Genomic DNA, 26117 nt, shown 5'->3' with positions numbered 1-26117 from the left:
GCGCCGATAGTAGTTGGTGGGAAACTACCTGCGAGGATAGGACGTTGCCGCGCAAAGTTTAAAAGGGTTGAGCCGAAAGGTTCAACCTTTTTTGTAGCTGTTAAATGGGTATGATGGGAGAGATTGCAATGGTCCAGGTTGTAACAGGAAAAAATATTGAAAGTTTTGTTCAAAATCAACCATTGGTGATTTTGGATTTTTGGGCGGATTGGTGTACACCTTGTCGAATCATGACACCGATGATTACCGAGTTACATGAACAGTTCGGCCAACAGTTCGGCTTAGGGACTGTTGATGTCGAGGATCAAGCAGTTTTAGCAGAACAGTATGCAATTCAATCGGTTCCAACACTACTAATTTTTAAAAAAGGGCAAGCGACTGAAAAGGTAACTGGAGCATTCCCTAAAGAGAAATTAAAACGTTATTTAGATAAGAAATTAGCAGAAATACAGTCATTGGATTAACACTAGATCATTATGAATTGACGCATAAAAGCAGATTCGTAATGATCTTTTTAATATATAATTTAAAAAAACAAAACCCCTTAGAATTGGGACTAAACCGATTCTAAGGGGTTAAATATTATTTACGAACTAGGTGGTTAACGCGGTGGTAAAGTGATAAGGCACCGATTTCACAGAGTAAGATTAGAATTGCCAATGGGAGGTAAGTGTAACTACCCATAATACCAACTAATGGGGATAGGAAAATACCGAAGACATACATACCAAGACCAAGCACTGAAGAAGCAATTCCAGCATGTTGTCCCTGGCGTTGTAACGCTAAAGAGGTGACAACTGCATTAATTAAACCTAATGTTGAAACGACTAAGAAAAGACCGACCAAAGCTAGCCAAAGTCGGTTTGGCCCCAAACCACTAAGTAAGACACATATGGCACCGGCTAGTCCGCCGATTAAGCCCATCTTTAATTGTTGTAGCTCATTGAACCAATGGATTAAAACAGTAGATAATTCGGCCATCAAAATAATCCCAATTCCATTAATACCATAGATTAAACTGAAGGTCGATTTTGAAAGACTAAAGACATTTTGGAGCATAAAACTAGATCCTGAAATATAACAGAACATTGCGCCGTATACTAATCCTTGAATTAAAACAAATAAAATGAACGGTCGATCTTGGAAAATATTTTGCAAACTAGCAGATAATGCTGGTGCTGTTTGTGTATCAGTGACAACAGCATGGGTTTCTTTGAAACCAAAGATAATTCCTAATAGTAAGAGAAGACCAATAATCCCTAAGAAACCAAAAATACCAGTCCAAGATGTAAACCGAAGTAGTGCACTCCCAATCAATGGTGAGATAATGGGGAAGATGCCGTTAATTGCCATGAGTAAGGCAATGAATTTTGTTAATTGCTGACCGTTAAATAAATCTTTGGCTACTGCACGAGTAATAACTTGACCTGCAGAACTTGCTAATCCCTGGATAAAGCGTAATAAGAAGAATAACCAGATATTATGAGTAACTAATGATAATAAGCAAGCGATAAAAGCTAGTGTCATACCAATTATGAGTGGTTTCTTTCGACCGACGCGATCACTCCAAGCACCCATAAAGATAGGGCCAATTGCTAACCCTGCCAAACACATGGTTAGACTCAGTTGAATCATGGAAGCTGACGAATGAAAATCGCTTTCCATAATTGGAAATGCTGGTAGATACATATCCACCAATAGTGGTCCATATGCACTTAATGAACCGAGTAAGATTGATAACCACAATGTTCTTTTTTTTGACAATACCATGTTTATAAACCCTCCAAAATAAAAAATAGCCCGTTAAAAACGCAGCTAGTGTCGTAAGAATTAATTAATTGCGATGCAGATTGCGCCTTAATTACCCTAACATATCCGGCGATGCTTTTGATGGTATATGAGCAATTTTTAATATGTAAATGGTTTCTATTTAGGCTTAAACAAGTTATGATGGTGATAATGAAAAAAGTTTCCTGAATGAGGTTTAGTCATGAAAGCTGTCCAAAAAAACAAAGTACTTGAAACATGTCTCATTGCGGGACGGATTATGATTGAAAGTGGTTCAGAAATGTATCGAGTGGAAGACTTGATGAACCGGATTGCCTATAATGCCGGGGTTCAAAGAAGTGTTGTGTTTACAACCCCCACTGGGTTATTTATTGGTATCGAAAATCAGCCATATGCTCAATTAGGTGTTATTTCTGTACGTACGATTAACCTTGAAAAAGTTGAAAACGTCAATACGGCTTCGCGACAATTTGCGAATAAAGAGATTAGCTTGGATCAGTTAATGGCCCGATTAAAACATATTGACCATGATACAATTCACTTTCCAATCTGGATGCAAATTGTAGCTGCCGCGATAATTTCAGCATTGTTAATGATTATTTTTTCAGGCGAATATGATTGGCTAGATATTCTGCCGGCTGCAGTTGTAGGAGCTTTAGGTTATGCGGTCTTTATAACGGTCAATCGCCTAACAAGTATTCGCTTTATTGGGGAATTTCTGAGTGCGATGGTGATTGGTCTAGCGGCGTATTTGCTAACAGGCTGGCACTTAGGTGTAAATATCGATAACATTATCATTGGCGCGGTAATGCCATTAGTTCCCGGTGTAGCTATCACGAATTCGATTCGCGATTTACTAGCTGGTCATTTGCTATCGGGAATGGCTCGTGGCATGGAGGCTACCTTGAGTGCTTTTGCGATTGGTACGGGAATTGCCCTAGTGTTCAGATTCTTTATGTAGAAAGAGGTTAATTAGATGCCATATTGGGGTCAATTTATCATCCAGGCGTTATTTAGTTATTGTTCAACTGTTGCTTTTGGGATTTGTATTAATTTACCCAGAAGAGCATTATTATGGTGCGGCTTTGCTGGCATGGCGGGGTGGCAAGTATATTGGCTGCTTTTTAACTTTGGTAGTGGCCGGATGCTTGCTAATTTATTGGGAGCACTGGCAGTCGGGATTTGTGGGAATATTATGGCGCGGCGTAAAAAAATGCCGGTGATCATTTTTAATATTCCAGGTTTAGTACCGTTAGTGCCAGGTGGGATAGCTTATCGTGCGATTCGCAATCTAGTTTTGGGGAACTTGAACGAAGCGGCTCGCCAAGGTGTGTCGGTCATTATGATTGCCGGTGCGATTGCTGTTGGCTTTATGTTGGCACAAATTTTGGCTGACATAACACGCAAAGGTACAATTACGCCGAAATGGGTATCACGGCACTAAAAAGTGTGCTATAATAAGTCTATGCGATGAGTCGAGTAAGTCTCGGTAGGCAACTATTCTGCGAAAGCAGCTAGGAGACCCAAAGATACAGGATACCACGGTTATTCATTTAACCACTTGCCGTATTGCAAGGGTGTTTTCACCCGCTGTGTTGTGGAGCACAAGGTGTTTATTCTTCGGAATACTGTGAAAAAAGCCCCTTCCGTCAGGAGGGGGCTTTTTTTGTGGGCGCTTTTTCTTGCATGACAGCATTACTGATGGTGCGATGGTCGACTAGTTCACCAATCCGTTGTAGATGTTCGAGATGTGCATCATAATGTTCCGAAAAAACGAGTGCGTATAAAACATTTAATAGGAAAATGATCGACGTATTGATGGTAAAATTGCCGATCTTAGAATAGAGTTTTTCACGAGTTGTAATCGGTAAAAAGCAAGTACATTCTTGTGAGAGACGATTCTCACCGATACTGGTAATCGCAATTGTTGGGATGCTACGTGCTTGTAAAATAGTGTTAAGTGCTAGTAAGCTAGGATTTTCACCAGAATAGGAGATTAAAATCGCACAAGCATCTGAATCTAGATTATAAGCGTCGTAATTTTCCTCACCACGAACCGCAGATAGCGTAACGTTTTTTTGAATACGATTCATTTTGAGGGCAAAATCTTGCGCGATGAGTAAGTTTGAGTTTTGGGAAAAGATTTGAATATGATTTGCCTTGAGTAGCAATGATTTAGCTTGACTCAGATGATCGTGGTCGAGTAAAAAGAAGATATCATCGATTGTCATTTTGTCCAAGACCGCCATTTTCTTACAAATGGTCATCAAACTATCTGTACTTGAAAAGGGTAGATTGGGGTCGATACGCGTAAAATGTTTATTGAGGTAGCGCCACTCTTCTAGATAGTGTTTCTTAAAAGATTTCCAACCATCGAAATGGATTTTTTTGGCAATGCGGACCAGAGTGGACGGTTGCGTATAGGTTTGAGCAGCAATTTCTTGGATGGAAAGCCGATCGAGTGCTTCTGGAGCTGTTAACAAGTAATCCACAACCACGGTTTCAGCGGGGGAAAACGCGAATGTCTCTAGTTTTTCTTTAATTAACATGTAACCGCCTCCTTTTACAAAAGATTAGCGATATTTGTAAAATAAGTCAATAAATATCCTAGTGATTTGTAAATTAAATTCGCGTTTAGGCCATTAATATCGGCAGTTTATGCGAACTCACTTTTAAACGAGGGCATAAAGGTGGGGTTTGCGGTTTGCGTTAGGTATGCTTAATTTGTAAACAAATCAAAGGAGGCATTCAGATGACGGGAAAAGTAAAAATTGCAACGATTGGTGGCGGAAGTAGTTACACGCCAGAATTGATGGAAGGGTTCATTAAGCGCTATGCGGAATTACCAATTGGTGAAATCTGGTTAGTAGATGTTAAAGCGGGGGCTGAGAAGCAGGCGATTGTTGGGCAAATGGCACAACGAATGTGGGATGCAACTCCGTATGATGTGCAGATTCATACGACCTTAAATCGGGAAGAAGCGCTTAAGGACGCCGATTTTGTGACCACGCAATTTCGTGTCGGCCAACTGGATGCACGGGTGAAGGACGAACGTATTCCGTTTTCATATGGGCTATTAGGGCAAGAAACTAACGGAGCAGGTGGGATGTTTAAAGCATTTCGGACCATTCCGGTTATTTTAGAAATCGTTGAAGATATGAAGCGCCTCTGCCCTGACGCATGGTTAATTAATTTTACTAACCCAAGTGGCATGGTTACCGAGGCAGTTTTAAGATACGGTCAATGGGAAAAAGTGATTGGTTTGTGTAATGTGCCGGTTGTCGCTAAGATGGGGGAGGCTGAAACGTTAGGTGTGCCACAGGCGGATTTAATCTATAAATTTGCAGGGGTTAATCACTTTCACTGGCACCAAGTAGCTGATAAAAAAGGCCGTGACTTAACGCCACAATTGATCGATAAATTGTATGAAGAAAGTAGCGGACTACCCAAGAATATTTTTGATGTGCCATTTTATAAGGAACAGTTACAGCAAATGAACATGATTCCGTGTGGCTATCATCGTTATTACTATCGGTTTGAGGAGATGTTAAATCATGGTTTAAAAGAATATGCGACTGTCGGCACACGCGCTCAACAAGTCAAAGCCATTGAACACGAATTGTTTGAGCTGTATAAAGATCCGCATTTAGATTACAAACCTAAGCAGCTTGAACAACGTGGGGGCGCTTATTATTCAGATGCGGCCTGTGAAACGATTGCGTCAATTTATGCAAATAAGAATACGGAAATTGTAGTCTCAACACGCAATAACGGAGCAGTCCTTGATTTACCAGCGGATTGTGCGGTTGAAGTGACGGCCTATGTTGGTGGAGCTGGTGCACGGAATGTTGCATTTGGACCTTTACCAACCGCCGAGCGAGGGTGGTTACAAATGATGAAATCAATGGAATTATTAACCATCGAAGCTGCGATAACGGGCGATTATGGCACAGCCTTACAAGCCTTTATTAGCAATCCACTGGTGCCATCTGGAGAAACTGCAACCCGCGTTATGCATGAACTATTGATTGCACATAAGGCTTATTTGCCACAATTTGCGAACACTATTACACGGCTGGAAAAAGAAGGCATAACAGTTAAAGACGAAATAGTTCGAAAGATGTAGTAACCTAAAAAGGATTGGCAATCAGCGAATCCTTTTTTTAATCCCTTAAAAGGCGCTATAATCTGTAAAGATTGATAGAATGGTATTAAAGGGGTGGTTAGTAAATGTTTGAACTCGAAAAAATCCAGCGGTTAAATACATTAGACTTATCAGTCTTAAAGTATGTTTTAAATCATCGCGCGCAGGTTGAAAAAATGACGATTCGTCAATTAGCGACTCAAGCGCATGTATCGACGTCAACAATCTCGCGCTTTTGTGAAAAGTTAGGTTGTGAGGGGTTTTCGGAATTCAAATATATGCTAAAACAAGAGCGGTTGGCACAGAAAAAGACATCGATGCCTGAATATGATGTCATATTACCAATCACCGAGTTTTTGGATAAAACGAATAATGAAACATTCAGAAAGCTTTTATCGCAAGCAACAGCGCTAATTTTAGAGTCCCAAGCCGTTTTTTTCTTTGGCATTGGAACTAGCGGTGCCCTGGCACAGTATGGCTCAAGATATCTGGCTAACGTTGGCATTTTTTCGCTGAGCATCAATGACCCATTTACACCGATGGGGATGCAGCAAACAGGCGTCGCCAATACCTTATTAGTGGTGTTATCGGTATCGGGTGAAACGCCGGAAGTGCTGACACAAGTTGAACAATATCGATTGGGAAATGGCAAGGTATTGGCGATTACCAATAGTACCCATTCGACTCTGGCGCGGTTAGCAGATATTGTGATTCCGTATTATATGCCTGAAGAAAAGAATGGTTCTTTAAATAATACGACGCAGCTACCAGTGATTTATATTTTGGAATTACTAGCTCACCGGATTGCCTGCGCTAATTAGATTTTATTTGGAAAATGTTTTTTTTAAGAAATAAATCTCAATCAGTGGTGTATGTGTTTATTTTAGCCAAGGACTAGTCGGATTAAAAAGAGGTGCGTTATACTTCAGTTATGGAAGCGCATTCTATAATGGCGATGTTGATCAATTGCCATGACCATCTAACGAAAGGAAGTTAAACACATGAATACTTGGATTAACACCAAATTAATGCCGCCGATTATGAAGTTTGTTGCGACACGACCAATTACAGCATTAAAAAATGGGATGCTTTACGTAATGCCATTTACAATTGTTGGATCAATTTTCTTAATTCTAGCCAATTTACCTGTTAAGAGCTGGGCCAATTGGATGGTTTCAACTGGCTTGACCCCATATTGGAATGTAGCCTATAACGCATCGTTTGCAATTATGGCGTTAATCGCCGTTGCGGGGATTGCTTATTCATGGGTTCAGGATGCAGGATTTGATCCATTCCCGGCCTCATTACTCGCCATCGTTTGTTTCTTATTAGTGACGCGCCCAAGCACCGCCATTGTTTCGGCGTCCGGTAAGATTGTTGTCTCTGTTAAAATGATGAGTCAACAAACCGGGTTTATTGATCGGACTTGGCTTGGTGGACAAGGGATGATTACGGCCATTATTGTCGGTTTATTAGTCGGTTGGATTTACTCAGCTTTCTTAAAACATGATATTCGGATTAAATTACCAGAACAAGTGCCTGAGAACGTTGCAGGTTCATTTACCGCTTTGATTCCAGCTGCTGTTTTAATTAGTGGCTCACTCTTGGTTTATATCTTCTTCGACAAGGTTGCAAACTCAACCTTAACAGAATCAATTTACAATGCCATTCAAGCACCACTTCAAGGAATTACCGATTCATTTGGTGGCATGTTAGCTATTTCTTTCTTGGTACCATTCTTATGGTTCTTCGGGGTGCACGGTTCTACAATTGTCGGTGGGATTATGGGACCTTTACTGCAAGCCAATGCTTTGGCTAACCAAAAAATTTTAGATTCAGGAAAAGCTTTAACGTTAGCCAATGGTGGCCATATTGTAACACAACAGTTACTGGATCAATTTATGACAGTCACCGGTGCTGGGATGACGATTGGGATTGTCGTTTACATGGCATTCTTTGCCAAATCAGCGCAATTCAAAGATTTAGGGAAATTATCATTAGCGCCAGCCGTCTTTAATATCAACGAACCGATTTTATTTGCCACACCAATTGTGATGAATCCCATAATGATGGTGCCATTCTTTATTACACCAGTGTTGTCGGCTATCTTAACGTGGACAGCGATTCGGATCGGTTTAATCCCAATGTTCCCCGGAACGTTGGTACCATGGACGACACCACCAATTATTTCTGGTTTATTGGTCGGCGGTTGGAAGACTGCATTGTGGCAAGCATTAATGTTATTAATGACATTCTTTACGTATTTACCGTTCATTCGGAAACAAGACCATTTGAACTATGCTGCAGAACAAGGCATAACAACTAAATAGGGGGAAAGGTGATCATGGGACAACTTGGAAAAGATTTTTTATGGGGCGGTGCAGTGGCTGCTCATCAATTGGAAGGCGCTTGGCAAGTTGACGGCAAAGGGATTAGTGTTGCCGATGTGATGACTGCCGGCGATGTTAATCATCAACGCGGGATTACTGACGGTGTGCAACCTGGGAATAACTATCCGAACCACGAAGGCATCGATTTCTACCATCGTTATCCGGAAGACATTAAGTTATTTGCCGAAATGGGGTTTAAGAGTTTTAGAACATCCATTGCATGGACGCGGATTTTTCCAAATGGAGATGAAACACAACCTAACGAAGCCGGGCTTAAATTCTACGATGACCTATTTGAAGAATGTCTCAAATATGATATTCAACCAGTGATAACGCTATCACATTTTGAAATGCCATATCACTTGGTCACTGAATATGGCGGTTGGCGTAATCGTAAAGTCATCGACTTCTTTTTGAACTTTGCTGAAACAGTTTTCAAACGGTATCGCAATAAAGTGAAGTACTGGATGACGTTCAATGAGATTAATAATCAAGCCAACTATCACAGCCAATTTGCCTTATTTACCAATTCTGGGTTACAGATTCAACCTGGGGAAGATGCTGAAAAAGTGATGTATCAAGCTGCCCACTACGAATTAGTCGCGAGTGCGAAAGCCGTTCAAATTGGCAAGCAAATTAATCCGGATTTCAAAATTGGCTGTATGATTGCGATGTGTCCGATTTATCCATTGACGGCTAAACCAGAAGACGTGCTCAAGGCAGAACGCGCAATGCAAACACGTTACTGGTTTGCTGATGTGCATTGCCATGGTCGCTATCCAGAATGGCTCTTACAATATCAAAAGAACCAGCACTACGATTTAGATATTACCGCAGATGATTTGAAAGAATTGGCTGCCGGAACAGTTGATTACATCGGCTTCAGTTACTACATGTCATTTGCAACCAAGGATAACGGTGAAACAACGCTTCATTATGATGAAGAACACGATTTAGTTCCTAATCCATATGTCAAGGCATCGGAATGGGGCTGGCAAGTTGACTCAGTTGGCTTGCGTTATGTGATGAACTGGTTCAACGATCACTATCACTTACCAGAATTTATCGTGGAAAATGGATTTGGTGCTGTTGATCACGTTGAAGCAGACGGTCAGGTTCATGATAGTAATCGGATCAATTATCTTCGTGACCATATCATCCAAATGAAAAAAGCCGTTGAAATAGATGGAGTTGATCTGATCGGTTATACACCTTGGGGATGTATTGACTTGGTGTCTGCTGGAACAGGCCAGATGTCGAAACGTTATGGCTTTATTTACGTTGATAAACAAGATGATGGGACTGGAAATTTGGCGCGAATTAAGAAGGATTCTTTTTATTGGTATCAAAAGGTCATCGCGACAAACGGCGACGTGCTCGAATAATAATGTAAAAAGACAGCGACAAATTAATTTGTCGCTGTCTTTTTATTGAAAGCAACATGATTTGCATTGCTCTTTTCTGAAAGTAAGCCGGTAATTTGGAACTGATTATTAGCGATTTTGAAATAAATTATGAGAAATAGGACCTATCTAATGCAAAAATAAGCACTATCGTTTACAATATGTAAGTATTAAAAATGGAATGGGGTAGAGAGATGACAATTACATATGTAATAATCAACATCGTGATTATGCTCATCATGTTATTTGTTTTAAACAAGATGGCCCGGATTCACGTTAAGTTTAGTCGCCGTGTTTTCACGGCACTGGGCGTTGGTATTTTATTTGGTGCACTGCTACAAATTATCTTTAAGGCAGATTCAACGGTTGTTAAACAAACTGCTGATTGGATTGGGATTGTTGGGAATGGCTATGTGTCGTTCTTAAAGATGATCGTTATGCCATTAGTAATGGTTTCAATTATTCAAGCCATCACCAATTTAGAATCGTCTAAGGGTCTAGGCAAGATGGCTGGCTTGGTTATTGGGATTTTAATTTTTACAACATTAATCGCGGCGACAGTCGGTTCGACAACGGCTAATGTTTTTGGATTAAACGCAAGTGATATCCAATCAGGTCAAGTTGAAAAAGCTCGCTCAAAAGAATTACAAACGAAGTTAGGCGATGTTCAAGAACAGACCGTTCCGGAAAAAATCGTCAGCTTCATTCCTGAAAATCCATTCATGGATATGACGGGGTCACGTCCCACATCAACATTGGCTGTTGTTATTTTCTCAGCCTTTTTAGGGGTCGCCGCATTACAATTACGACGTAAAAAGCCGGAACAAGCAGAAATGTTCAATAAAATTGTTAACGCCTTATACGCGGTTATCATGCGCATGGTCACCTTAATTTTACGGATGACACCTTATGGGGTATTAGCCTTAATGACAACGACCGTAGCGCAAACAAACGTCAAAGGGATTCTCAGTCTGGGTGAGTTCGTGATTGCCTCTTACGTGGCACTGATCATCATGTTCTTGATTCATTTCCTATTAATTACATTGACAGGCTTAAATCCAATTAACTACATCAAAAAGGTCATTCCAACCTTAATCTTTGCGTTCACTTCTCGAACAAGTGCGGGGTCAATTCCAATGAACATTGAAACCCAGACAAAACGCTTAGGCGTTGAAGATGGGATTGCTAACTTATCAGCTTCATTTGGCGCTTCAATCGGGCAAAACGGCTGTGCGGGTGTTTATCCAGCCATGTTAGCCGTGATGATTGCTCCAACCGTTGGGATTAATCCTTGGAGCATCGGTTTCTTGGTTAAACTAATCTTGATTGTTGCAATCAGTTCCTTTGGGGTTGCCGGTGTCGGGGGTGGCGCAACATTTGCCGCTTTAATCGTGCTTTCTTCAATGAACTTGCCAGTCGGTTTAGCAGGACTATTAATCTCAGTTGAGCCATTAATCGATATGGGCCGGACAGCCTTGAATGTTGATGGCTCAATGACGGCTGGTGTCCTATCGGCCCACTTATTAGGTAAACTCGATAAGAATAAGTTTAATGATATGAGTTTGACGGAAGATTCAGACGAAATGGCTTAATTTCAAAAAATGGAGGGTTTAGCGATGCGAACGATTATTATCGGTGCCACAGCTGCGGGAACCAGTGCGGCTGCGAAAGCAAAAAGAACGAATCCAGATTTAGACATTACGTTATACGAAAAACGGGACTATGTGTCCTTTGGGGCTTGTGGGTTACCTTATTTTGTTGGCGAGCACTTCGAAGATCCCAACCAAATGATTGCCCGGACACCTGAAAAATTCGCACAACAGGGTATTGATATTGCGCTTGAACACGAAGTACTTTCAGTTGACTTTGATGCACAAACAATCGTGGTTCGGGATTTGAAAACCAATCAAGATCGCACAGAATCTTATGATCAATTAATGTTAGCAACGGGGGCCACAGCCGTGATGCCACCGATTAAAAATGTTGATCTAAAAAACGTCTATCATCTACGGACGATGGCGGATGGTCAAATATTACGCGCATTAGGGCAAGATGATCAGATTCAGTCAGTAACGGTGATTGGTGCGGGCTTTATCGGCTTAGAAATCGCCGAAGAGTTCCATCAGCTAGGTAAACAAGTCCGTGTGATTCAACTTGAAGATCGTGTGTTGCCGCTGGCCTTTGATCCAGAACTAACGGACATGTTCGCGGATGACTTACGTGATAACGGAATTGAATTACACTTATCAGAAGCTGTACAAGCCTTAGAAGGAACTGACCAGGTGACCGGGATTGTGACTGATAAAGGGCAATATGCAACAGACTTGGTGATTGTAGCAGCTGGGATTCGGCCTAATACGCAATTCATCACGGATGATCGATTGAAGAAGTTGAGAAACGGTGCGATTATTGTCGATCAAGCGGGCCGGACATCGATTGAAAATGTCTATGCGGCTGGCGATAATGCAACGGTTATCAATAGCGTGACGAACCAACCAATGTATTCAGCGCTTGCAACGGGGGCCAATAAATTAGGCCGGATTGTCGGTGCAAACTTAGGTGGTCAAGCGGCGCAATTGCCGGGAATGTTGAATTCTGCTGGTGTGAAGTTAATCACGCTAGAAGCGGGCCGAACCGGACTAACGGAAAAAGAAGCAGCGGCGGCTGGTATTGATTTCAGTACGGTTTTAATCCACGACAAGAACCAAACGAGTTATTATCCCGGCCAATCAGATTTGACGATTAAACTGATTTACACCAAAGCAGAGCATATCTTAATTGGCGGACAAGTGGTTGGTCAAAAAGACGCGGTGTTGCGTGTTGATGTACTAGCGACTGCGATCCAAGCTAAGATGACTACTGAACAACTCGGATTACTCGATCTGGTTTATGCACCACCATTTGCCAGAACATGGGATGCACTCAATGTAGCTGGCAACGTGGCACACTAATTAAAAAAAGTGTCATTGCACAAAAAATGTGTGATGACACTTTTTTAGTTACTATTTTACCCTTTTGTTTATAGCGTTTACTTGAATGTTTAGTCTGGTATGTGATAAAATTACTCTTAGAAATTAAATTTTTACAAAGTTAGTTATGAATTAATTACGATGATTAAGAAAACACAAATAAAAAATTTATCGACAGGAGACAGTTTAATGAACAACACAAAGAGTTTGATTGCATTGAGTTCTGGAATTTTAGGGGCAGCTGGGATCGGTTTATTGAGTGCAGGGCAAGTCCAAGCAGCAACGACAGCCACCGTCAACTACGCAGATGGTGCAACAACTGTTTGGACAAGTCCAACAACTGGTCAAACTGCTAAACGATACATCTTTAAGGGCCAATCAGTCAATCTTTTGGCATCACAAAAAATTGGTGCTGAAACTTGGTACCGAATTGGGAACGGTGAATGGGTACCTGAACGTTACTTAACAATAGGTGACGCCACACCAGCTGAAACAACACCAGCAACAGAAGCACCTGCTGCTCAAAAGACAGCTCGGATTGCCTATGCCGGTGGCGCAACAACTGTTTGGTCAACAGCAACTTATACAGCCCCAACAGGCCAATACTTAGGTTATGGTCAAACCGTCAACGTTGTGAAAACAGAAACTGTTTCTGGCGAAGAATGGTATCAACTTGAAAATGGCGGCTGGGTACCAGCTCGTTTTACCGGTGATGGTAAGATTGAAGCCACACCAGCGCCCGTTGCAAAACCTGTAGCACCAGCACAACCTGCAACAACGACTCCTGTTGAAACAACACCAGCGCCTGTCGCAGAAAATGAGACAACACCAGTTGAAACGCCTGCCACAAAAGAAAGTACACCAGCTGTAGAAGAAAGTAGTGCGCCTGCTCAAGCAGAAAGTACAACTCAAACACAACAACCAGCTACTCAAGAATCATCAGCTCCTGTTCAAGAAACAACACCAGCACCAGCGCAAAAAGCACCAGTTGTAACGACTCCAACACCAGCTCCAACTGCACCTGCAGCAACGACTGGTAATGCGCAAGCCGTTATTAATTTGGCGATGGCTCAAATTGGTAAACCTTACGTTTGGGGTGCCCATGGTCCAAGTAGTTTTGACTGTTCTGGTTTAATGGACTATGTCTTCAGAAATGCTGCTGGTAAGAGTATCGGTGGTTGGACAGTCCCTCAAGAAAGTGCCGGTTATGCTGTTTCATTAAGTAACTTGCAACCTGGGGATTTATTATTCTGGGGTTCACAAGGGAGTTCATACCATGTTGCGCTATACATTGGTGGCGGTCAATATATTCATGCCCCACAACCTGGCGAAAACGTTAAGATCGGTTCAATGCAATACTATGCACCAAGTTTTGCACGCCGTGTCTTTTAATGATTGCAATTAAACGAACATCTCACCTAAGTGGGATGTTTTTTGTATTTTAACCCTAAATAAGCTATGATATGTAGAGATTTAAAAAAGGACTGACGAGATGAAGATAGAAGTACAAGCATTTATCAATCAAATTCAAGATCAAACCTATTTAACGGATGAATACGAGCTCCCCACGCCAGATCCTTTTGTGGCGGACGGGATTTTGGCGCAGTTAAAACCCGCTATTGATAAAGCCATTGAAAAGCAAGCTTTGGCCTCTTTTTCGGTGCTGACAGAATATGCTGGCGAACCCGTTAAAGTGACATTGGAAACGGGGATTGTGAATCTGCCATTACAATACATTAAAAAAGTAAATCAATTTTTTGAACTCGACGACCAAGCAGAGGTGAATCTTTATTTATACGTGACATCACCACTCATTAATCGCTCGAACATGCGGATTGACTTGATTGGGACGGTAGCTTCGTTTGAAGAAGCGGCAGCTGCTAATTGGACGAAGATTGCCGACTTATTAACAAAGGACTTGGAAGCCGTCGTAATCGGTTCACAGGCGCCTAAAGAAGAACCAGTCGAAAAGAAGGCACCCGCTAAGAAGAAAGCCGCACCTAAGAAAAAGGCAACGACGAAGAAAAAAGCGCCTGCCAAGAAGACAACAGTTAAAAAGACAGCTACCAAAAAAGCAACGACTAAAAAAAAGACTAAGAAAAAAGCAGACTAATTTAGTCTGCTTTTTTGATGGCGTCTATTAAAGGCAAGTCGCCGTTAACAAACGAGAATTTCTTGTGGATTGTTTCGGTTGGGTGTTCTAAGACGGTACGAATCATCGCAGCGACATCAGCACGTGCAACTTGCCCACCAGATGGTTGCATTGTCACTAGACCAGTAGCTTCGTCGTTTGTAAGTGTCCCAGGACGCAAGATGGTCCAATCTAAACCGGAGAATTCTAACCAGTGATCAGCATAGTATTTGGCTGCGTAATAAGGCTTAATGCTCTCCGGCCATTTAGTACGGTCCTCAACAAAGAGGGCACTGACCATGATATAGCGGTTTACTCCAGCTATTTTAGCGGCTGCCATGCTCTTAACGGCGCCATCGAGATCAACCAACAGTGTTTGATCGTCGCCTGTTTTACCGCCAGAACCAGCTGTAAAGACGATTGCATCATGGTTGGCAAATAATGGTGCTAAGTCCCTAGGTTGTTTGGTTAGATCGAATAATACCGGTGTAGCACCGAGTTGAGAAAGTTCATTCGCCTGACGTTCGGCACGAATTCCGGCGGTTACATTGTGGCCAGCAGCAACAAGTTGGCTAATTAAAAGTTGACCGACATTACCGTGAGCACCAATAACAAAAATATGCATATTAAGACCTCCAAGATAATTGTATGTACTACTTATTATAGAGGTTAATGGATATAGACGCAAAGATAGATACTTTTTAAAGGGTGTGTTGTAGAACAAAAAAACTGAATGTTTTGATTTAAAAACGCGCCAATAAATGAAATGTAATGGTGGAATTAACCGATTTAAAAGGGCGATAATTGCCGATAAATATGATGAAAATAAGTCTAAGAAGTTTCTCATTTTATTCCAGAATTGCTTATTAGAATATCATGAAGCTTAATTTATTTTGTGTTATAGTACAGACATAGAAATTGTGATTTATTTCGATAAATAAGACATTTATTAATGCTATCTTAGAAAGTAGGCGGAGACATGCCAAATCAATATCGCAGTGTTTTTGATATTATTGGACCAATTATGATTGGTCCATCAAGTTCACATACTGCTGGTGCAGTTGCTATTGGGCACGTGGCTAATCGACTTTTTCATACATCAATTAGTAAAATCATTGTCCGTTATTATGAGTCTTTTGCACAAACGCATCAAGGTCATGGGACTGATTATGCTATTATTAGTGGCGTACTAGGCTTCGATCCTGCTGACAAGCGAGTGCCAATGGCAGTGGATTTAGCGCGGCGACAAGGCATTGACGTGGTCTTCATTGAAGAACCCGGTAAAAGCCCAGTTAATCATCCTAATACAGCGGAATTAACACTAATTAATCGTGAAAAAGAATTAACCATTTGGGGCTGTTCAATTGGTGGTGGAACTATTGAAATTCGGCAAGTAGATTTTAATGGTATTAAGATCAAGACCGATGGACCGTTACCTTTAATTTTTGTTGAATCTGAGCAAGCGATTGGGACTGCTTTGGATCGTATTTTTGGCGAGAATTATCGGGATAAGCGTATCTCAGTTAAAGTACCTGATCGTTTCTTGTATAAAATTGAACTAATTGATAAACCGTATCCGGAACAAATTGAACAGGTACGTGGGATGAGTCAAGATGTTATTGTTCTGTAGAAAGTGGTGAGAAAATGTATACAGCAATTCACGAATTAGTTGCAGCTGCACAAAAACGTCAAGTGCCAATTTCTGAATTAATTATTGAACAAGAGATAGAGATGAGTCATACTAGTCGTGAGGTTATCTGGGCAACCATGGGTAAAAATTTGGATGTCATGTTAGCGGCCGAAGAAAAAGGTGTGACGGGCGAGGGTGTTCAATCTGCAACCGGCATCACGGGAGGTGAAGCTGTTTTATTAAAGCGATATCGGGAAAAAGGACAGTCTTTATCCGGTGATGTGATGCTAACCGCAATGCAAAATGCAATGGCGACCAATGAGGTGAATGCTTCGATGGGGATTATTTGTGCGACACCTACTGCTGGCTCGGCAGGCACCTTACCGGGTGTTTTATCCGTGCTTACTGCACGTTTGGCGCTTGATCGCAATGCACAAATTCGTTTTTTATTTTGTGCGGCTGCTTTTGGGATGGTGGTTGCTAATACCGCAATGATTGCAGGTGCTACAGGTGGTTGTCAAGCTGAAGTTGGGAGTGCCGCAGCGATGGGTGCCGCAGCCGCAGTAGAAATAGCGGGCGGGACGCCGCAACAATCGTCAGAAGCGTTTGCAATAGCGATGGCGAATCTTTTAGGATTGGTTTGTGATCCCGTAGCGGGACTTGTTGAAATTCCGTGTGTTAAACGAAATGTGATTGGGGCTGTGGATGCCTTAACTAGCGCTGATATGGCATTGGCAGGATTAGTCAGCAAAATTCCGGCTGATGAAGTCATCAGTGCCATGAAGCGAATTGGCGAAGAAATGCCAGCGACTTTACGTGAAACTGGTTTGGGTGGACTAGCAGCCACACCAACTGGAATCGCGCTGAAGATGCAAATCTTTGGGAAAGATAAGAGTCTTAAATAAAAGCGACTTTTAGGAGGAACCACCATGCAAAAGAAACTTTCGAAATCCGCGTACGGCGGTGTTTCAGGTGAAAAATATATACCGTATGTTAATCAAGGCGATAAAAAGGTCGGTAACTTAACCATTTTAATTCTAGGTAGTCTTTTAGCAATTATTTTTGCTGCTTCGACAGCGTATTCTGGGATGAAAGCTGGCCTAACCGTTGCAGCTGGGATTCCCGGTTCAATCATTGGTTCGGGTCTAGTTGGGGCCTTTGCCAAATCAAAGGGCATCTTAGGTAAGAATATCATGCAAGGAATGTCTAGCGGTGGTGAATCCATTGCTAGTGGGATGATTTATGTTTTACCAGCTATTATTTTAATTGGTGGTCACATTAACTTTATTCAAGGGGTCATTGTCGGAATACTAGCAATTCTCTTCTCGATGGGAACGGCCTCATTAGTGCACAATTATTTAATCATTGAGGAGCATGGTAAGTTAATTTATCCAGAAGCCATGGCGATTTCAGAGACTTTAGTCGCATCAGACACGGGTGGCGATTCGCTTAAATACATGGGTATCGGCTTTGGAATTGGCGGAATTGTCACGATGTTGACGACATCAGTACTGGGAGTTGTCAATAACATGATTAGCTATGTCGGTTCATCTTTTTATAAATGGAAGCTCGATGTTGAAGTAAATCCGCTACTTGCTGGAATTGGTTTTATTGTCGGTTTAGAGGTGGCCTTAACAATGTTTGCCGGTGCAATCTTATCAAATTTTGCAATTGCGCCATTGATTGGTTATTTTACGGATATGGCCGGCAACAGTGCTCATGTTTGGAATAACACTAGTTTAGCAGTGAATCAAATGGCTGTTAATGATTTATCAAGTTCATACGTTAAATATATTGGTGCTGGGATGATGCTTTGTGGTGGATTAATTGGTGCGCTTAAATTAATTCCAACTATCGTGACATCAATCAAGAAAACTTTAGCTGCTAAAAACGTAGCAGGCGAAGAAAAAAATACACTTGGCATGGTCGCCATTGTTGTTGGTGGTGTTGGCATCTTTGTTGTTGGCATGATCATCGCGCAAAACTTCTTGATGGGGATTGTTGGGGCATTGCTAGCAGCCATTTTGAGTTTACTCTTTGTGATTGTTTCAGCACGAATTGCTGGGACCATTGGTTGTTCGAACCTTCCTGTATCAGGCATGACGATTGCCTCATTAGTGATTATGACGGTCGTTTTCGTATTATTTGGGTGGACAGATAATAGTCACACGCAAATCTTACTGATGTTTGGAACGTTCGTTGTAACCGCTGTTGCTGTTGGTGGTGGCTACATGCAATCGCAGAAAGTAACTTATGTTATCGGCGGTTCAAAATCAGAAATGATGAAATATTTCATGATTGCCGGCATTGTCGGCGTTATCGTAACTGTTGGGACAATCAGCATTCTATCGCCACAATTTGTTACAGATAGTGCAACACCAGCCTTTGGGTTACCACAAGCTAACTTAATTGCTACGTTAACATCTGGAATTATGACGGGTAAATTGCCATGGATCATGATTATTGTTGGAGTTGTGATGGCATTAGCATTTTATTTCTTAGGCTTACCAATTATGACGGTTGCGATTGGTTTTTATTTACCAATTTCAACCACTTCAATTATCTTAATTGGGGCATTGATCAAAGTCTTCATTGAAAAAGTATCAAAGGATGAGGCAGTTAAGAATAACCGAATTCAAAGTGGGATTAGTTTATCATCGGGGTTAATTGCTGGAGGTTCAATCATTGGATTAATCGGAATTATTCTCCATGTTACTGGACTGCTTAAGGATCGGGTACTTACTGGTTTTGCCAAGACCAATGCAATGGGGATTATCTTATTGGCTGTGATGGTTGTTTCGATTACTGTGCCACTTATGATGATTCATAAAGGAGGGGCAACAGAAGATGGGACGCCAGAAAGCGGAGATTGATTTAGAACAACTTGTCTATGAAAAAAATCCGCAAGTCCAATTTAAGTTAAAAGCTGGTCAAGTCACTATTATTCGGCCGCAGAACCATTGGATTCAACGGACATTACGGCGTTTGCATGTGAAAACCCCGCTAGAAACCCAGCTGGAACTCGATGATTACGGTAGTTTTGTCTTTAGACATGTGAACGGAAAACGAAGTGTCCACCAGATTGGTCAAGCACTGGCAGGGCAATATGATGAAGCCGGTGAATATCTATATGAACGATTACTCGTGTATTTGAATCATCTAGAGCACACCGAGCATTTGATCCGGCGGGTAATCGTCTAAGTTTTATGAATCAATTAGTGAATCATACTTTAATAAAAAGGGGTTTTTCAAATGACAGACAGAATCGAATTATCAGCATGTACTTCAATGATGGTAGGGAAGAATGCGTCAATTGATGGCTCTACGATGATTTCGCGCAATGAGGATCGCTTCTATGCAATCCATCCTAAACGGTTCTTCGTACAACCAGCAGTTCATGATCGACACGAGACATATGTTTCAAAATATAACGGCTTAACCGTGCCGTTGCCGACGGACGGTTATCGTTACACGTCGACCCCCAACGGTGACTTAAGTGATGGTTTAAATGAAGAAGATGGGATTAATGAAAAAAATGTCGCCCTCTCCGCAACTGAAAGTGTCTATGCTAACGAACGGGTATTAGCTTATGATCCGTTGGTCAAGCAAGGTTTAGCTGAAGATTCAATGTGTACGTTAGTTCTGCCATATATTAATTCGGCCCGTGAAGGGGTTCAATTGATGGGGAACTTGATTGCTAAGTATGGTTCTGCTGAAGGGAATGGGGTTCAATATAGTGATCAAAATGAGGTTTGGTATCAAGAAATTGTTACTGGTCATCATTGGGTAGCTGTCCGGATTCCGGATGATTGCTATGCAGTAGCAGCCAATCAAATTGCCATTGAAGATATCGACTTCAATGATCCAGAAAACTACATGTGGTCTGAAGGAATTCAAGCATTTGTTAACGATAACCAGCTAAACCCAAGCGAGACCGAATGGAACTTCCGTAAGATTTTTGGAACGGATACTGAATTGGACCACCACTACAATACACCACGGGTTTGGTACGCCCAGCGTTATTTAAATCCTGAAGTTAAACAAGATCCAGAATCAAATAATTTACCGTTTATTCGCAAGGCAAATCGTAAATTAAGTGTAGAAGATGTCCAAGGTGTGTTAAAATCACATTACAACGAAACGCTTTATGATCCACTTGGAAATGGGACCGAAGAACAAAAGACAACTTATCGAGCGATTTCACTTTCACGGACGCAAAACTCACATATCTGTCAGATTAGAAATAATGTGCCCGATGCTGTGCGCGGTGTTCAATGGCTAGGTTTTGGGGTACCAACATTCTGTCCGCACGTACCATTTTTTGCGAACGCGACGGATACGGATGAAAGTTATCGCGAACTGCCAGCGAAGATGCAATTGAAGAACGCTTATTGGTTATATGAAGCATTAGCAATGATTGTTGAATCACACTATGGGGCCTTTAAAAAAGCTGATATTGACTATCAAAAAGCATTATCACAATGGGCAAGAACGATGATTGCTACGGTAGATAGTGCAGTGACATCCCAAGCTGATCCCGTTGACTTTTTGACCCAACAGAATCATGCTATTGCTGCTCATTATCATGAAGCAACTACTGATTTGTTAGCACAATTAGTGACAGAAGGGACGCAATTATCGAAGTTGACCTTCGTCATGGATAAGAATTTATAGTTAAACTTGTAATTTTTATTATTGGTCACACTCTTCCGAGGAGGAGCGTGACTTTTTTAATCGATGGAGGTGTTGAATGTGATAGCAGTAAAAGGAAATGCCAAAAAAGTCATTATTGCGATGCTTTACGGCTTTTTAGCCGCAGTCAGTGTCAATTTGTTCTTAATACCAGCAAAAATTTATTCGAGTGGTGTCACAGGGATTGCACAATTATTAACCGCATTAGTCACATACATGGGTGGTTCTTTAAGTGTTGCAACGTTGGTTTTTATTTTGAATGTCCCACTATTAATATTAGCGTGGTTTAAGATTAATCATCAATATGCAATTTTTAGTATTATTGCAGTTTTCACAAGTGTCCTTTTCTTGAAAATCATTCCAGTGCCAGTCCATCCGATTGTGACAGAGCGTTTTGCGGGCGCTTTATTTGGTGGTGCATTAATTGGCTTAGGCGTTGGTCTATGTTTTAAGGCTGGGTTTTCGACTGGTGGGACCGACGTTATTGTTACCCTAGTAGGTCGCTTGACCGGTAAACGAGTCGGTGTTGTGAACAATATTATTAACGGTATGATCATTCTCGCAGCCGGAATCTTCTTTGGCTGGGGAGCTGCTTTATACAGTATTGTTGAAATTTTTATTTCAAGTTTGTTGATGGATTACATTTATATTCAACAACAGAAGGTGACGGTTACAATTTTTACTAAGCGACCGGAAGTTTTGAAGAAACGGATGCGCGAATTTATCCATGGGGCAACTGAACTCGACGGGACGGGACTATACACAAATCAAGAAACAACGGTCATTATGACGGTTGTTTCCAAATACGATTTAACAGAATTAAAGCGGGCTGTGAAAGATGCTGATCCAGATGCTTTTGTTAATATCCAATCCACAATGAACCTATGGGGAAAGTTTGAAAATGTGATATAGTCTAAAGTAAAGTTATACTCAATATTAAAAGAGGGCAACCGACGGTGAGGTAGACCCTAGAAGTTAAAGTAAATAATTAGTTATCTTTTCTAGGCGGCACGTCGTCGATATTTTATCGGTAACGTGCCGCCTATTTTCATTTGGATTGTCGTAAAGCATCTGCCACAACCATGACCAGTGTGTAGGAATCTTTTAGATGAGTTAACCAGAAAAGCAGGACTAAATGACGCATATGATGACACACAGCATTTTAAGATGCTGTCGTTCTAAATCGCATTTTTTACTAATTTTATATTTGTCCAGTTTTCTTTGATTGTGTTTAAGAAATGTTTTTAGCTTAGTTTTCTTTAGAAATTTTAGTCATAAAAAGACCCCCATTATTTACTTTAATGGGGGTCTGGGTCAACGATAGGTTTTAATATTGAATTGCTCTATTTACGCCGCTACAATGCCTTATATGGAAAATGAGAGTAAAGATGCCTAAACGATACTGACCGGTATTAAAAGCGACTTATATATCTGTTAATCTATTTTACTTTCGCAGCTTTTAGCTGCTTGAGGTTAACAACAATTTTGTTGTTTAATTCCGAAATATTTGCTTTGTCAGCGGCATCGAAATCCGTAATGTTAATTAAAGCGGAGTTTTCGTATACTTTTTCAACGGTACCTGAAAAGGCGCCATCTAAATCTTCATTCACTTTTCCAGTTACTAAGTCACCGATATTGAGCTTTTCTTTATCCATAGCCAAGAACTCCTTCAGACATTATTAAAATTATCAAATAAGGTGATAATAAACTATGTCTTACTAAATAGCAAGCCATACTTCGTGAAATTTATAAATAGATTGTAAATAAAAGTAAACTAATTGTTTTATTTTCAGAATAAATACGCTAGAATAAAAAGTGTTATCGGTTACAAATCTAATTTTAGGGGAATGCATATGGAACCTTACTTAGTTTTTTCAGATATTGATGGAACATTGGTACGTGACCATCAAATTGTGACACCGTTGACCAAACGTGTCATCCGGACGTTGCAAAAACGGAATGTGCTTTTTTACATTGCGACTGGACGACTGTATAATCTCGGACGTGTGATTTCGCGCCAGATTAATGATGATGTGCGGATTATCGCTTCCAATGGCGCTGTTTTTGAAAACGAGCATCAGCTGACGCAACGTTATTTAGGTAAAAAAGCCTTGAAAGCAGCCTATGAGGCTTGTCTTGCGGATCCCAATCTATCTGCACATTTTTTTACAACCGATGCGGCTTATTATACACAAGAAATTCCCAAGTTTGTGGCCCGTGATGCGGGTAATTTAACGTTGGATGCGGGAATTGATTATCAACCTGTAGCTGACTTAGAGATGTTATTAAATTTAAGTGATCAGATTACTAATGGGATTATTATTGGCCGCGGACATCCGGAGAGTTTGGCCGCCGCTAAGCAAAGGCTAATGGACCAGGCTGTAATGAGTTTATCATCTTCTGGACCAGATAATATTGAAATGATTCCAACTGGAATTGATAAGGCCACTGCGATTCGCCAGATTCAAATGATCCATGGGATTGATGCAGATCATACTATCGTCTTTGGCGATGGTCAAAATGATATGGGGATGTTGGCCGCGGCTAAGTACAGCGTAGCGATGGGCAATGCTTTACCAGAGGTTAAAGCGATTGCTAACTATGAAACAGAAACGAATACTAATGATGGGGTGGCTAAATTCTTGCAGCAGCATTTTGAATTAGCACTTTCAGATACAGAAGTTGGTCTTTAAAGACTTGACCCGCTTTTTATTTTTCGATATACTTATATCACGGTATTAATCAACCGTGAAATGCTGTTTTAGCTCAGTAGGTAGAGCACCACCGTGGTAAGGTGGGGGTCGTCGGTTCAAATCCGATAAACAGCTTCTGTATAGGTAATTTCAAAAAGAACCGCATCCTTGTACGTTTTTAAGGATGCGGTTCTTTTTTATGTGGTTCTAGTTAATAAAGTCTTGGTTAATTTTTGAAGTGTTATTCTGGCAGGCATATCGGGAAGTTTAGCAATTCCTGCGAGTGCTCGCTTTGTATAATTTTGTGCAAGCGTTTGGGCCTTTTTGACGTTGTTGGATTGGCGAACGATGGTTTGGACGGTGTGTAGATCTTCATCGCTCATTGCCGTTTGTTTTTCGAGATAAGGAGCTAATTGACAGCGATTGGTTTGAAGGGTCAAGATGAGTGGAATCGAGTAGACGCCACGGCGCATGTCATCAAGGACCGGCTTGCCAAAATCGACATCGGTCTGGGTATAGTCTAAGATATCATCCAGAATTTGGAAAGCAATGCCGATATTTAAGCCGATTTTCTCGGCTTGCCGGGCGAACTTTAAGCCTTTTTGACTTTCATAAGCACCAATGAAACAACTTAAAGCGAATAGCTGACCAGTTTTGCCATTAATCTGTTGTAAATATTGTTCTGGGGTTAAATCAAGATTATAGCGGGTTGTCATTTGACTGAGCTCACCATCTAGAATTTGATCCATCGTCTGGCTGTTAAATTGAATACTTTTTAAATCGCTAGCATAATTAGCCAATAATTTGAAGCAAACAACGAATAAGTAGTCGCCGGCATAAACGGCAACATCCTTGCCAAAGCGAGCTTGGATTGATTGTTGATGGCGTCGTAAGGCAGAATCATCGACAATATCGTCATGAATTAAAGTTGCTGTATGTAGTGTTTCAACAGTAGCGGCTAAGGCAATCATTTTCTGGCGGTCAACCGCATTAAATTGCGAAAATAATAAGCAATAAGCAGGGCGGAGCAACTTGCCGCCAGCACTGATCATTTCTAAAATGGCGTCGGTGACGGCTTGATTTTTGGTGTGAACGTTGTCTTCAATTAACGCAAGGCTTTGCGCAAGTTCGGTTTCGATTTCTGGATAGTTCTGCCACATGGCATGGACTTTTGCCATAATTAACTCCTTACTAAACTAAATTTCGTGTTGCATTTTTAAAGAGGTCAGTGTTTTGACGTGTGCGAATAAAAAATTTGCAGCAATACCAACTGCGATGCCGGCTAAAATACCGAGAAAAGCCAAGACTGGTAGATAGAGGAGGACCTGCCAACTTTGGGCAATAAAACTGGCAACACAAAGTTGACCAACGTTAAAGAGTAGCCCACCAGCAGCTGAAATACCAATCATACTGATAAAACGGCGACTAAAGCGTTTAAGGACGACCATTCCTAAAAAACTAAATGTCGCACCAGCAAGGCTATACATAAAAGTCGAAAGCGTCCCGCCTAGTAAGGCGGATAAAATAGTTCGCATCACCATCAATAAAAAGCAATCGTTGACCGGTAGGGTAAATAATGAAATGATGGTGATTAAATTAGCTAGTCCCAACTTAGCGCCGGGGGCCACGGCAAATGGAAATGGAATCGCGCGTTCAACAAGACTAATAATGATGCCTTGAGCGCACAGGAGTGCAATGTAGATATATTTTCGTGTTTGGTTATTCGTCATTGTCGTGCTCCTTTTGGTTAGGCAGAAACCATTCCACCCGTATCGGTGCCATCTTTAGATTTAATTTCAATTAGTAGTTTATGTGGTAAACAAACAATGGTTTGGCCAGGTTTTGAAATTTTGCCACGCTTAACATCAATTTGATTGAAACAATTCGCTTCAGTGACTTCAATGGCATGATCGATTACCTTAATTTTGTTGTAGTCACCGCCGGCATCGCGATAAGTGAAGTGACTAACGCCGCGGTGGGTTGACAGGTTCACTTTGTAGACGATTTTGCCATCATGTTTGACGTAGGCTGTCAATACCGGTGCATTTGAATCCGCCGCTTGAGTTGTTTGCCATTCGTGCCAACTAAAAACAGCAACTGGTGCAAACGATAGAATAAATAGGCCGATGACTATTATTATATCACCAGGGCGAATCATTTTAATGTATCGGTTAGCACAAATTTTTTTAAACATAGGCATCAGTCTTTCCCTTTAAAAATAGCAACAAAAAGAGGTTATGACAAAAGGCTGTCTGTCATAACCTCTTTTTACGTGCA

General features: G+C 41.2%; 25 protein-coding genes and 1 tRNA gene. 19 read left to right on the top strand and 7 right to left on the bottom strand.

Translation table 11 applies throughout. The annotated features are described in order from the left end of the window. Positions 1–128: 128 nt before the first annotated feature. Positions 129–464, top strand: coding sequence for a thioredoxin (trxA, locus tag FC90_RS00675; RefSeq protein ID WP_057907377.1), 336 nt, complete (start codon positions 129–131; stop codon positions 462–464). 118 nt (positions 465–582) lie between these two features. Here the strand turns inward: trxA and FC90_RS00670 are convergent, their stop codons facing one another. Further along, positions 583–1770 carry a multidrug effflux MFS transporter gene (locus FC90_RS00670; RefSeq protein ID WP_083481975.1) on the bottom strand — a complete coding sequence of 396 codons (1188 nt, stop codon included), beginning with the start codon at positions 1768–1770 and terminating at the stop codon, positions 583–585. Between the two features lie 220 nt (positions 1771–1990). On the opposite strand from FC90_RS00670, the gene FC90_RS00665 reads away from it, so the two are divergent. Together FC90_RS00665 and FC90_RS00660 are read left to right on the top strand one after the other, a co-directional pair. Continuing rightward, positions 1991–2749 (top strand): threonine/serine exporter family protein, encoded by a 759-nt coding sequence (locus tag FC90_RS00665; protein WP_057907376.1) that lies wholly within the window; start codon positions 1991–1993, stop codon positions 2747–2749. 15 nt (positions 2750–2764) lie between these two features. Continuing rightward, on the top strand, positions 2765–3232 hold the full coding sequence (locus FC90_RS00660; RefSeq protein WP_057907375.1) for a threonine/serine exporter family protein: 468 nt from the start codon (positions 2765–2767) through the stop codon (positions 3230–3232). A 205-nt stretch (positions 3233–3437) separates the two neighbouring features. Here the strand turns inward: FC90_RS00660 and FC90_RS00655 are convergent, their stop codons facing one another. Beyond that, entirely contained in the window at positions 3438–4337 is a 900-nt protein-coding gene (locus tag FC90_RS00655; protein WP_057907374.1) for a MurR/RpiR family transcriptional regulator, read from the bottom strand. Between the two features lie 203 nt (positions 4338–4540). Here FC90_RS00655 and FC90_RS00650 point away from each other — a divergent pair, with 203 nt between their 5' ends. The 8 genes from FC90_RS00650 to FC90_RS09145 all read left to right on the top strand — a co-directional run bounded on the left by FC90_RS00650 (position 4541) and on the right by FC90_RS09145 (position 14807). Next, the gene (locus FC90_RS00650; protein WP_057907373.1) at positions 4541–5914 is read left to right on the top strand and encodes a 6-phospho-beta-glucosidase; all 1374 of its coding nucleotides are present in this window, start codon (positions 4541–4543) and stop codon (positions 5912–5914) included. A gap of 104 nt (positions 5915–6018) precedes the next feature. Further along, positions 6019–6753, top strand: a complete 735-nt coding sequence (locus FC90_RS00645) for a MurR/RpiR family transcriptional regulator (RefSeq protein ID WP_057907372.1) — start codon at positions 6019–6021, stop codon at positions 6751–6753. Positions 6754–6933: 180 nt separating this feature from the next. Further along, on the top strand, positions 6934–8262 hold the full coding sequence (locus FC90_RS00640) for a PTS sugar transporter subunit IIC (protein ID WP_057907371.1): 1329 nt from the start codon (positions 6934–6936) through the stop codon (positions 8260–8262). 14 nt (positions 8263–8276) lie between these two features. Next, positions 8277–9707, top strand: coding sequence for a 6-phospho-beta-glucosidase (locus FC90_RS00635; RefSeq protein WP_057907370.1), 1431 nt, complete (start codon positions 8277–8279; stop codon positions 9705–9707). 212 nt (positions 9708–9919) lie between these two features. Continuing rightward, a complete protein-coding gene (locus FC90_RS00630; protein WP_057907369.1) occupies positions 9920–11317 on the top strand; it encodes an L-cystine transporter in 1398 nt (465 codons plus the stop codon). 24 nt (positions 11318–11341) lie between these two features. Then, a complete protein-coding gene (locus FC90_RS00625; protein WP_057907368.1) occupies positions 11342–12676 on the top strand; it encodes a CoA-disulfide reductase in 1335 nt (444 codons plus the stop codon). Positions 12677–12883: 207 nt separating this feature from the next. After that, positions 12884–14086 carry a C40 family peptidase gene (locus FC90_RS00620; protein ID WP_057907367.1) on the top strand — a complete coding sequence of 401 codons (1203 nt, stop codon included), beginning with the start codon at positions 12884–12886 and terminating at the stop codon, positions 14084–14086. Positions 14087–14186: 100 nt separating this feature from the next. After that, positions 14187–14807, top strand: coding sequence for a hypothetical protein (locus FC90_RS09145; RefSeq protein WP_057907366.1), 621 nt, complete (start codon positions 14187–14189; stop codon positions 14805–14807). A gap of 1 nt (position 14808) precedes the next feature. On the opposite strand, the gene FC90_RS00610 is transcribed toward FC90_RS09145, so the two are convergent. After that, positions 14809–15450, bottom strand: a complete 642-nt coding sequence (locus FC90_RS00610; RefSeq protein ID WP_057907365.1) for an SDR family oxidoreductase — start codon at positions 15448–15450, stop codon at positions 14809–14811. A 354-nt stretch (positions 15451–15804) separates the two neighbouring features. On the opposite strand from FC90_RS00610, the gene sdaAB reads away from it, so the two are divergent. The 6 genes from sdaAB to FC90_RS00580 all read left to right on the top strand — a co-directional run bounded on the left by sdaAB (position 15805) and on the right by FC90_RS00580 (position 22059). Then, positions 15805–16455, top strand: a complete 651-nt coding sequence (sdaAB, locus tag FC90_RS00605) for an L-serine ammonia-lyase, iron-sulfur-dependent subunit beta (RefSeq protein WP_057907364.1) — start codon at positions 15805–15807, stop codon at positions 16453–16455. A gap of 14 nt (positions 16456–16469) precedes the next feature. Beyond that, complete coding sequence (sdaAA, locus tag FC90_RS00600; RefSeq protein ID WP_057907363.1) at positions 16470–17360, top strand: L-serine ammonia-lyase, iron-sulfur-dependent, subunit alpha; 891 nt, start codon at positions 16470–16472, stop codon at positions 17358–17360. A gap of 24 nt (positions 17361–17384) precedes the next feature. Beyond that, a complete protein-coding gene (locus tag FC90_RS00595) occupies positions 17385–19328 on the top strand; it encodes an OPT/YSL family transporter (protein WP_057907362.1) in 1944 nt (647 codons plus the stop codon). Next, the gene (locus FC90_RS00590; protein ID WP_057907361.1) at positions 19303–19656 is read left to right on the top strand and encodes a PqqD family protein; all 354 of its coding nucleotides are present in this window, start codon (positions 19303–19305) and stop codon (positions 19654–19656) included. The genes FC90_RS00595 and FC90_RS00590 overlap by 26 nt, the downstream gene beginning before the upstream one ends. Before the next feature lie 51 nt (positions 19657–19707). Further along, complete coding sequence (locus FC90_RS00585; RefSeq protein WP_057907360.1) at positions 19708–21129, top strand: C69 family dipeptidase; 1422 nt, start codon at positions 19708–19710, stop codon at positions 21127–21129. A gap of 78 nt (positions 21130–21207) precedes the next feature. Further along, entirely contained in the window at positions 21208–22059 is an 852-nt protein-coding gene (locus FC90_RS00580; RefSeq protein WP_151886719.1) for a YitT family protein, read from the top strand. Between the two features lie 527 nt (positions 22060–22586). Here FC90_RS00580 and FC90_RS00575 read toward each other — a convergent pair. Further along, a complete protein-coding gene (locus FC90_RS00575; protein WP_057907358.1) occupies positions 22587–22802 on the bottom strand; it encodes a DUF2187 family protein in 216 nt (71 codons plus the stop codon). Between the two features lie 198 nt (positions 22803–23000). Here FC90_RS00575 and FC90_RS00570 point away from each other — a divergent pair, with 198 nt between their 5' ends. Together FC90_RS00570 and FC90_RS00565 are read left to right on the top strand one after the other, a co-directional pair. After that, complete coding sequence (locus FC90_RS00570; protein WP_057907357.1) at positions 23001–23840, top strand: HAD family hydrolase; 840 nt, start codon at positions 23001–23003, stop codon at positions 23838–23840. A gap of 62 nt (positions 23841–23902) precedes the next feature. Then, positions 23903–23975 (top strand) — tRNA-Thr (locus tag FC90_RS00565). Positions 23976–24037: 62 nt separating this feature from the next. Here the strand turns inward: FC90_RS00565 and FC90_RS00560 are convergent. The 3 genes from FC90_RS00560 to FC90_RS00550 are packed head-to-tail and all read right to left on the bottom strand — an operon-like array spanning position 24038 to position 26034. After that, entirely contained in the window at positions 24038–25018 is a 981-nt protein-coding gene (locus FC90_RS00560; protein ID WP_057907356.1) for a polyprenyl synthetase family protein, read from the bottom strand. An 18-nt stretch (positions 25019–25036) separates the two neighbouring features. Beyond that, on the bottom strand, positions 25037–25570 hold the full coding sequence (locus tag FC90_RS00555) for a Gx transporter family protein (RefSeq protein ID WP_057907355.1): 534 nt from the start codon (positions 25568–25570) through the stop codon (positions 25037–25039). A 17-nt stretch (positions 25571–25587) separates the two neighbouring features. Further along, positions 25588–26034: a NusG domain II-containing protein gene (locus FC90_RS00550; protein ID WP_057907384.1), complete on the bottom strand. Its 447-nt coding sequence runs from the start codon at positions 26032–26034 to the stop codon at positions 25588–25590. Positions 26035–26117: the final 83 nt, after the last annotated feature.

This window comes from Latilactobacillus graminis DSM 20719 (assembly GCF_001436415.1).
Classification (GTDB): domain Bacteria; phylum Bacillota; class Bacilli; order Lactobacillales; family Lactobacillaceae; genus Latilactobacillus; species Latilactobacillus graminis.
The sequence above is the reverse complement of the archived record's forward strand: the minus strand, read 5'-3'. Positions and strand labels throughout refer to the sequence as shown.

What these genes read in the sequence shown, in the direction of transcription:
- FC90_RS00550 (WP_057907384.1), bottom strand. Translation starts at nt 26,034, where the DNA reads ATGTTTAAAAAAATTTGTGCTAACCGATACATTAAAATGATTCGCCCT.
- FC90_RS00650 (WP_057907373.1), top strand. Translation starts at nt 4,541, where the DNA reads ATGACGGGAAAAGTAAAAATTGCAACGATTGGTGGCGGAAGTAGTTAC.
- FC90_RS00555 (WP_057907355.1), bottom strand. Translation starts at nt 25,570, where the DNA reads ATGACGAATAACCAAACACGAAAATATATCTACATTGCACTCCTGTGC.
- FC90_RS00590 (WP_057907361.1), top strand. Translation starts at nt 19,303, where the DNA reads ATGGGACGCCAGAAAGCGGAGATTGATTTAGAACAACTTGTCTATGAA.
- FC90_RS00645 (WP_057907372.1), top strand. Translation starts at nt 6,019, where the DNA reads ATGTTTGAACTCGAAAAAATCCAGCGGTTAAATACATTAGACTTATCA.
- FC90_RS00620 (WP_057907367.1), top strand. Translation starts at nt 12,884, where the DNA reads ATGAACAACACAAAGAGTTTGATTGCATTGAGTTCTGGAATTTTAGGG.
- FC90_RS00575 (WP_057907358.1), bottom strand. Translation starts at nt 22,802, where the DNA reads ATGGATAAAGAAAAGCTCAATATCGGTGACTTAGTAACTGGAAAAGTG.
- FC90_RS00670 (WP_083481975.1), bottom strand. Translation starts at nt 1,770, where the DNA reads ATGGTATTGTCAAAAAAAAGAACATTGTGGTTATCAATCTTACTCGGT.
- sdaAA (WP_057907363.1), top strand. Translation starts at nt 16,470, where the DNA reads ATGTATACAGCAATTCACGAATTAGTTGCAGCTGCACAAAAACGTCAA.
- FC90_RS00635 (WP_057907370.1), top strand. Translation starts at nt 8,277, where the DNA reads ATGGGACAACTTGGAAAAGATTTTTTATGGGGCGGTGCAGTGGCTGCT.
- sdaAB (WP_057907364.1), top strand. Translation starts at nt 15,805, where the DNA reads ATGCCAAATCAATATCGCAGTGTTTTTGATATTATTGGACCAATTATG.
- FC90_RS00625 (WP_057907368.1), top strand. Translation starts at nt 11,342, where the DNA reads ATGCGAACGATTATTATCGGTGCCACAGCTGCGGGAACCAGTGCGGCT.
- FC90_RS00630 (WP_057907369.1), top strand. Translation starts at nt 9,920, where the DNA reads ATGACAATTACATATGTAATAATCAACATCGTGATTATGCTCATCATG.
- FC90_RS00570 (WP_057907357.1), top strand. Translation starts at nt 23,001, where the DNA reads ATGGAACCTTACTTAGTTTTTTCAGATATTGATGGAACATTGGTACGT.
- FC90_RS00595 (WP_057907362.1), top strand. Translation starts at nt 17,385, where the DNA reads ATGCAAAAGAAACTTTCGAAATCCGCGTACGGCGGTGTTTCAGGTGAA.
- FC90_RS00560 (WP_057907356.1), bottom strand. Translation starts at nt 25,018, where the DNA reads ATGGCAAAAGTCCATGCCATGTGGCAGAACTATCCAGAAATCGAAACC.
- FC90_RS09145 (WP_057907366.1), top strand. Translation starts at nt 14,187, where the DNA reads ATGAAGATAGAAGTACAAGCATTTATCAATCAAATTCAAGATCAAACC.
- FC90_RS00610 (WP_057907365.1), bottom strand. Translation starts at nt 15,450, where the DNA reads ATGCATATTTTTGTTATTGGTGCTCACGGTAATGTCGGTCAACTTTTA.
- FC90_RS00640 (WP_057907371.1), top strand. Translation starts at nt 6,934, where the DNA reads ATGAATACTTGGATTAACACCAAATTAATGCCGCCGATTATGAAGTTT.
- FC90_RS00655 (WP_057907374.1), bottom strand. Translation starts at nt 4,337, where the DNA reads ATGTTAATTAAAGAAAAACTAGAGACATTCGCGTTTTCCCCCGCTGAA.
- FC90_RS00660 (WP_057907375.1), top strand. Translation starts at nt 2,765, where the DNA reads ATGCCATATTGGGGTCAATTTATCATCCAGGCGTTATTTAGTTATTGT.
- FC90_RS00665 (WP_057907376.1), top strand. Translation starts at nt 1,991, where the DNA reads ATGAAAGCTGTCCAAAAAAACAAAGTACTTGAAACATGTCTCATTGCG.
- trxA (WP_057907377.1), top strand. Translation starts at nt 129, where the DNA reads ATGGTCCAGGTTGTAACAGGAAAAAATATTGAAAGTTTTGTTCAAAAT.
- FC90_RS00585 (WP_057907360.1), top strand. Translation starts at nt 19,708, where the DNA reads ATGACAGACAGAATCGAATTATCAGCATGTACTTCAATGATGGTAGGG.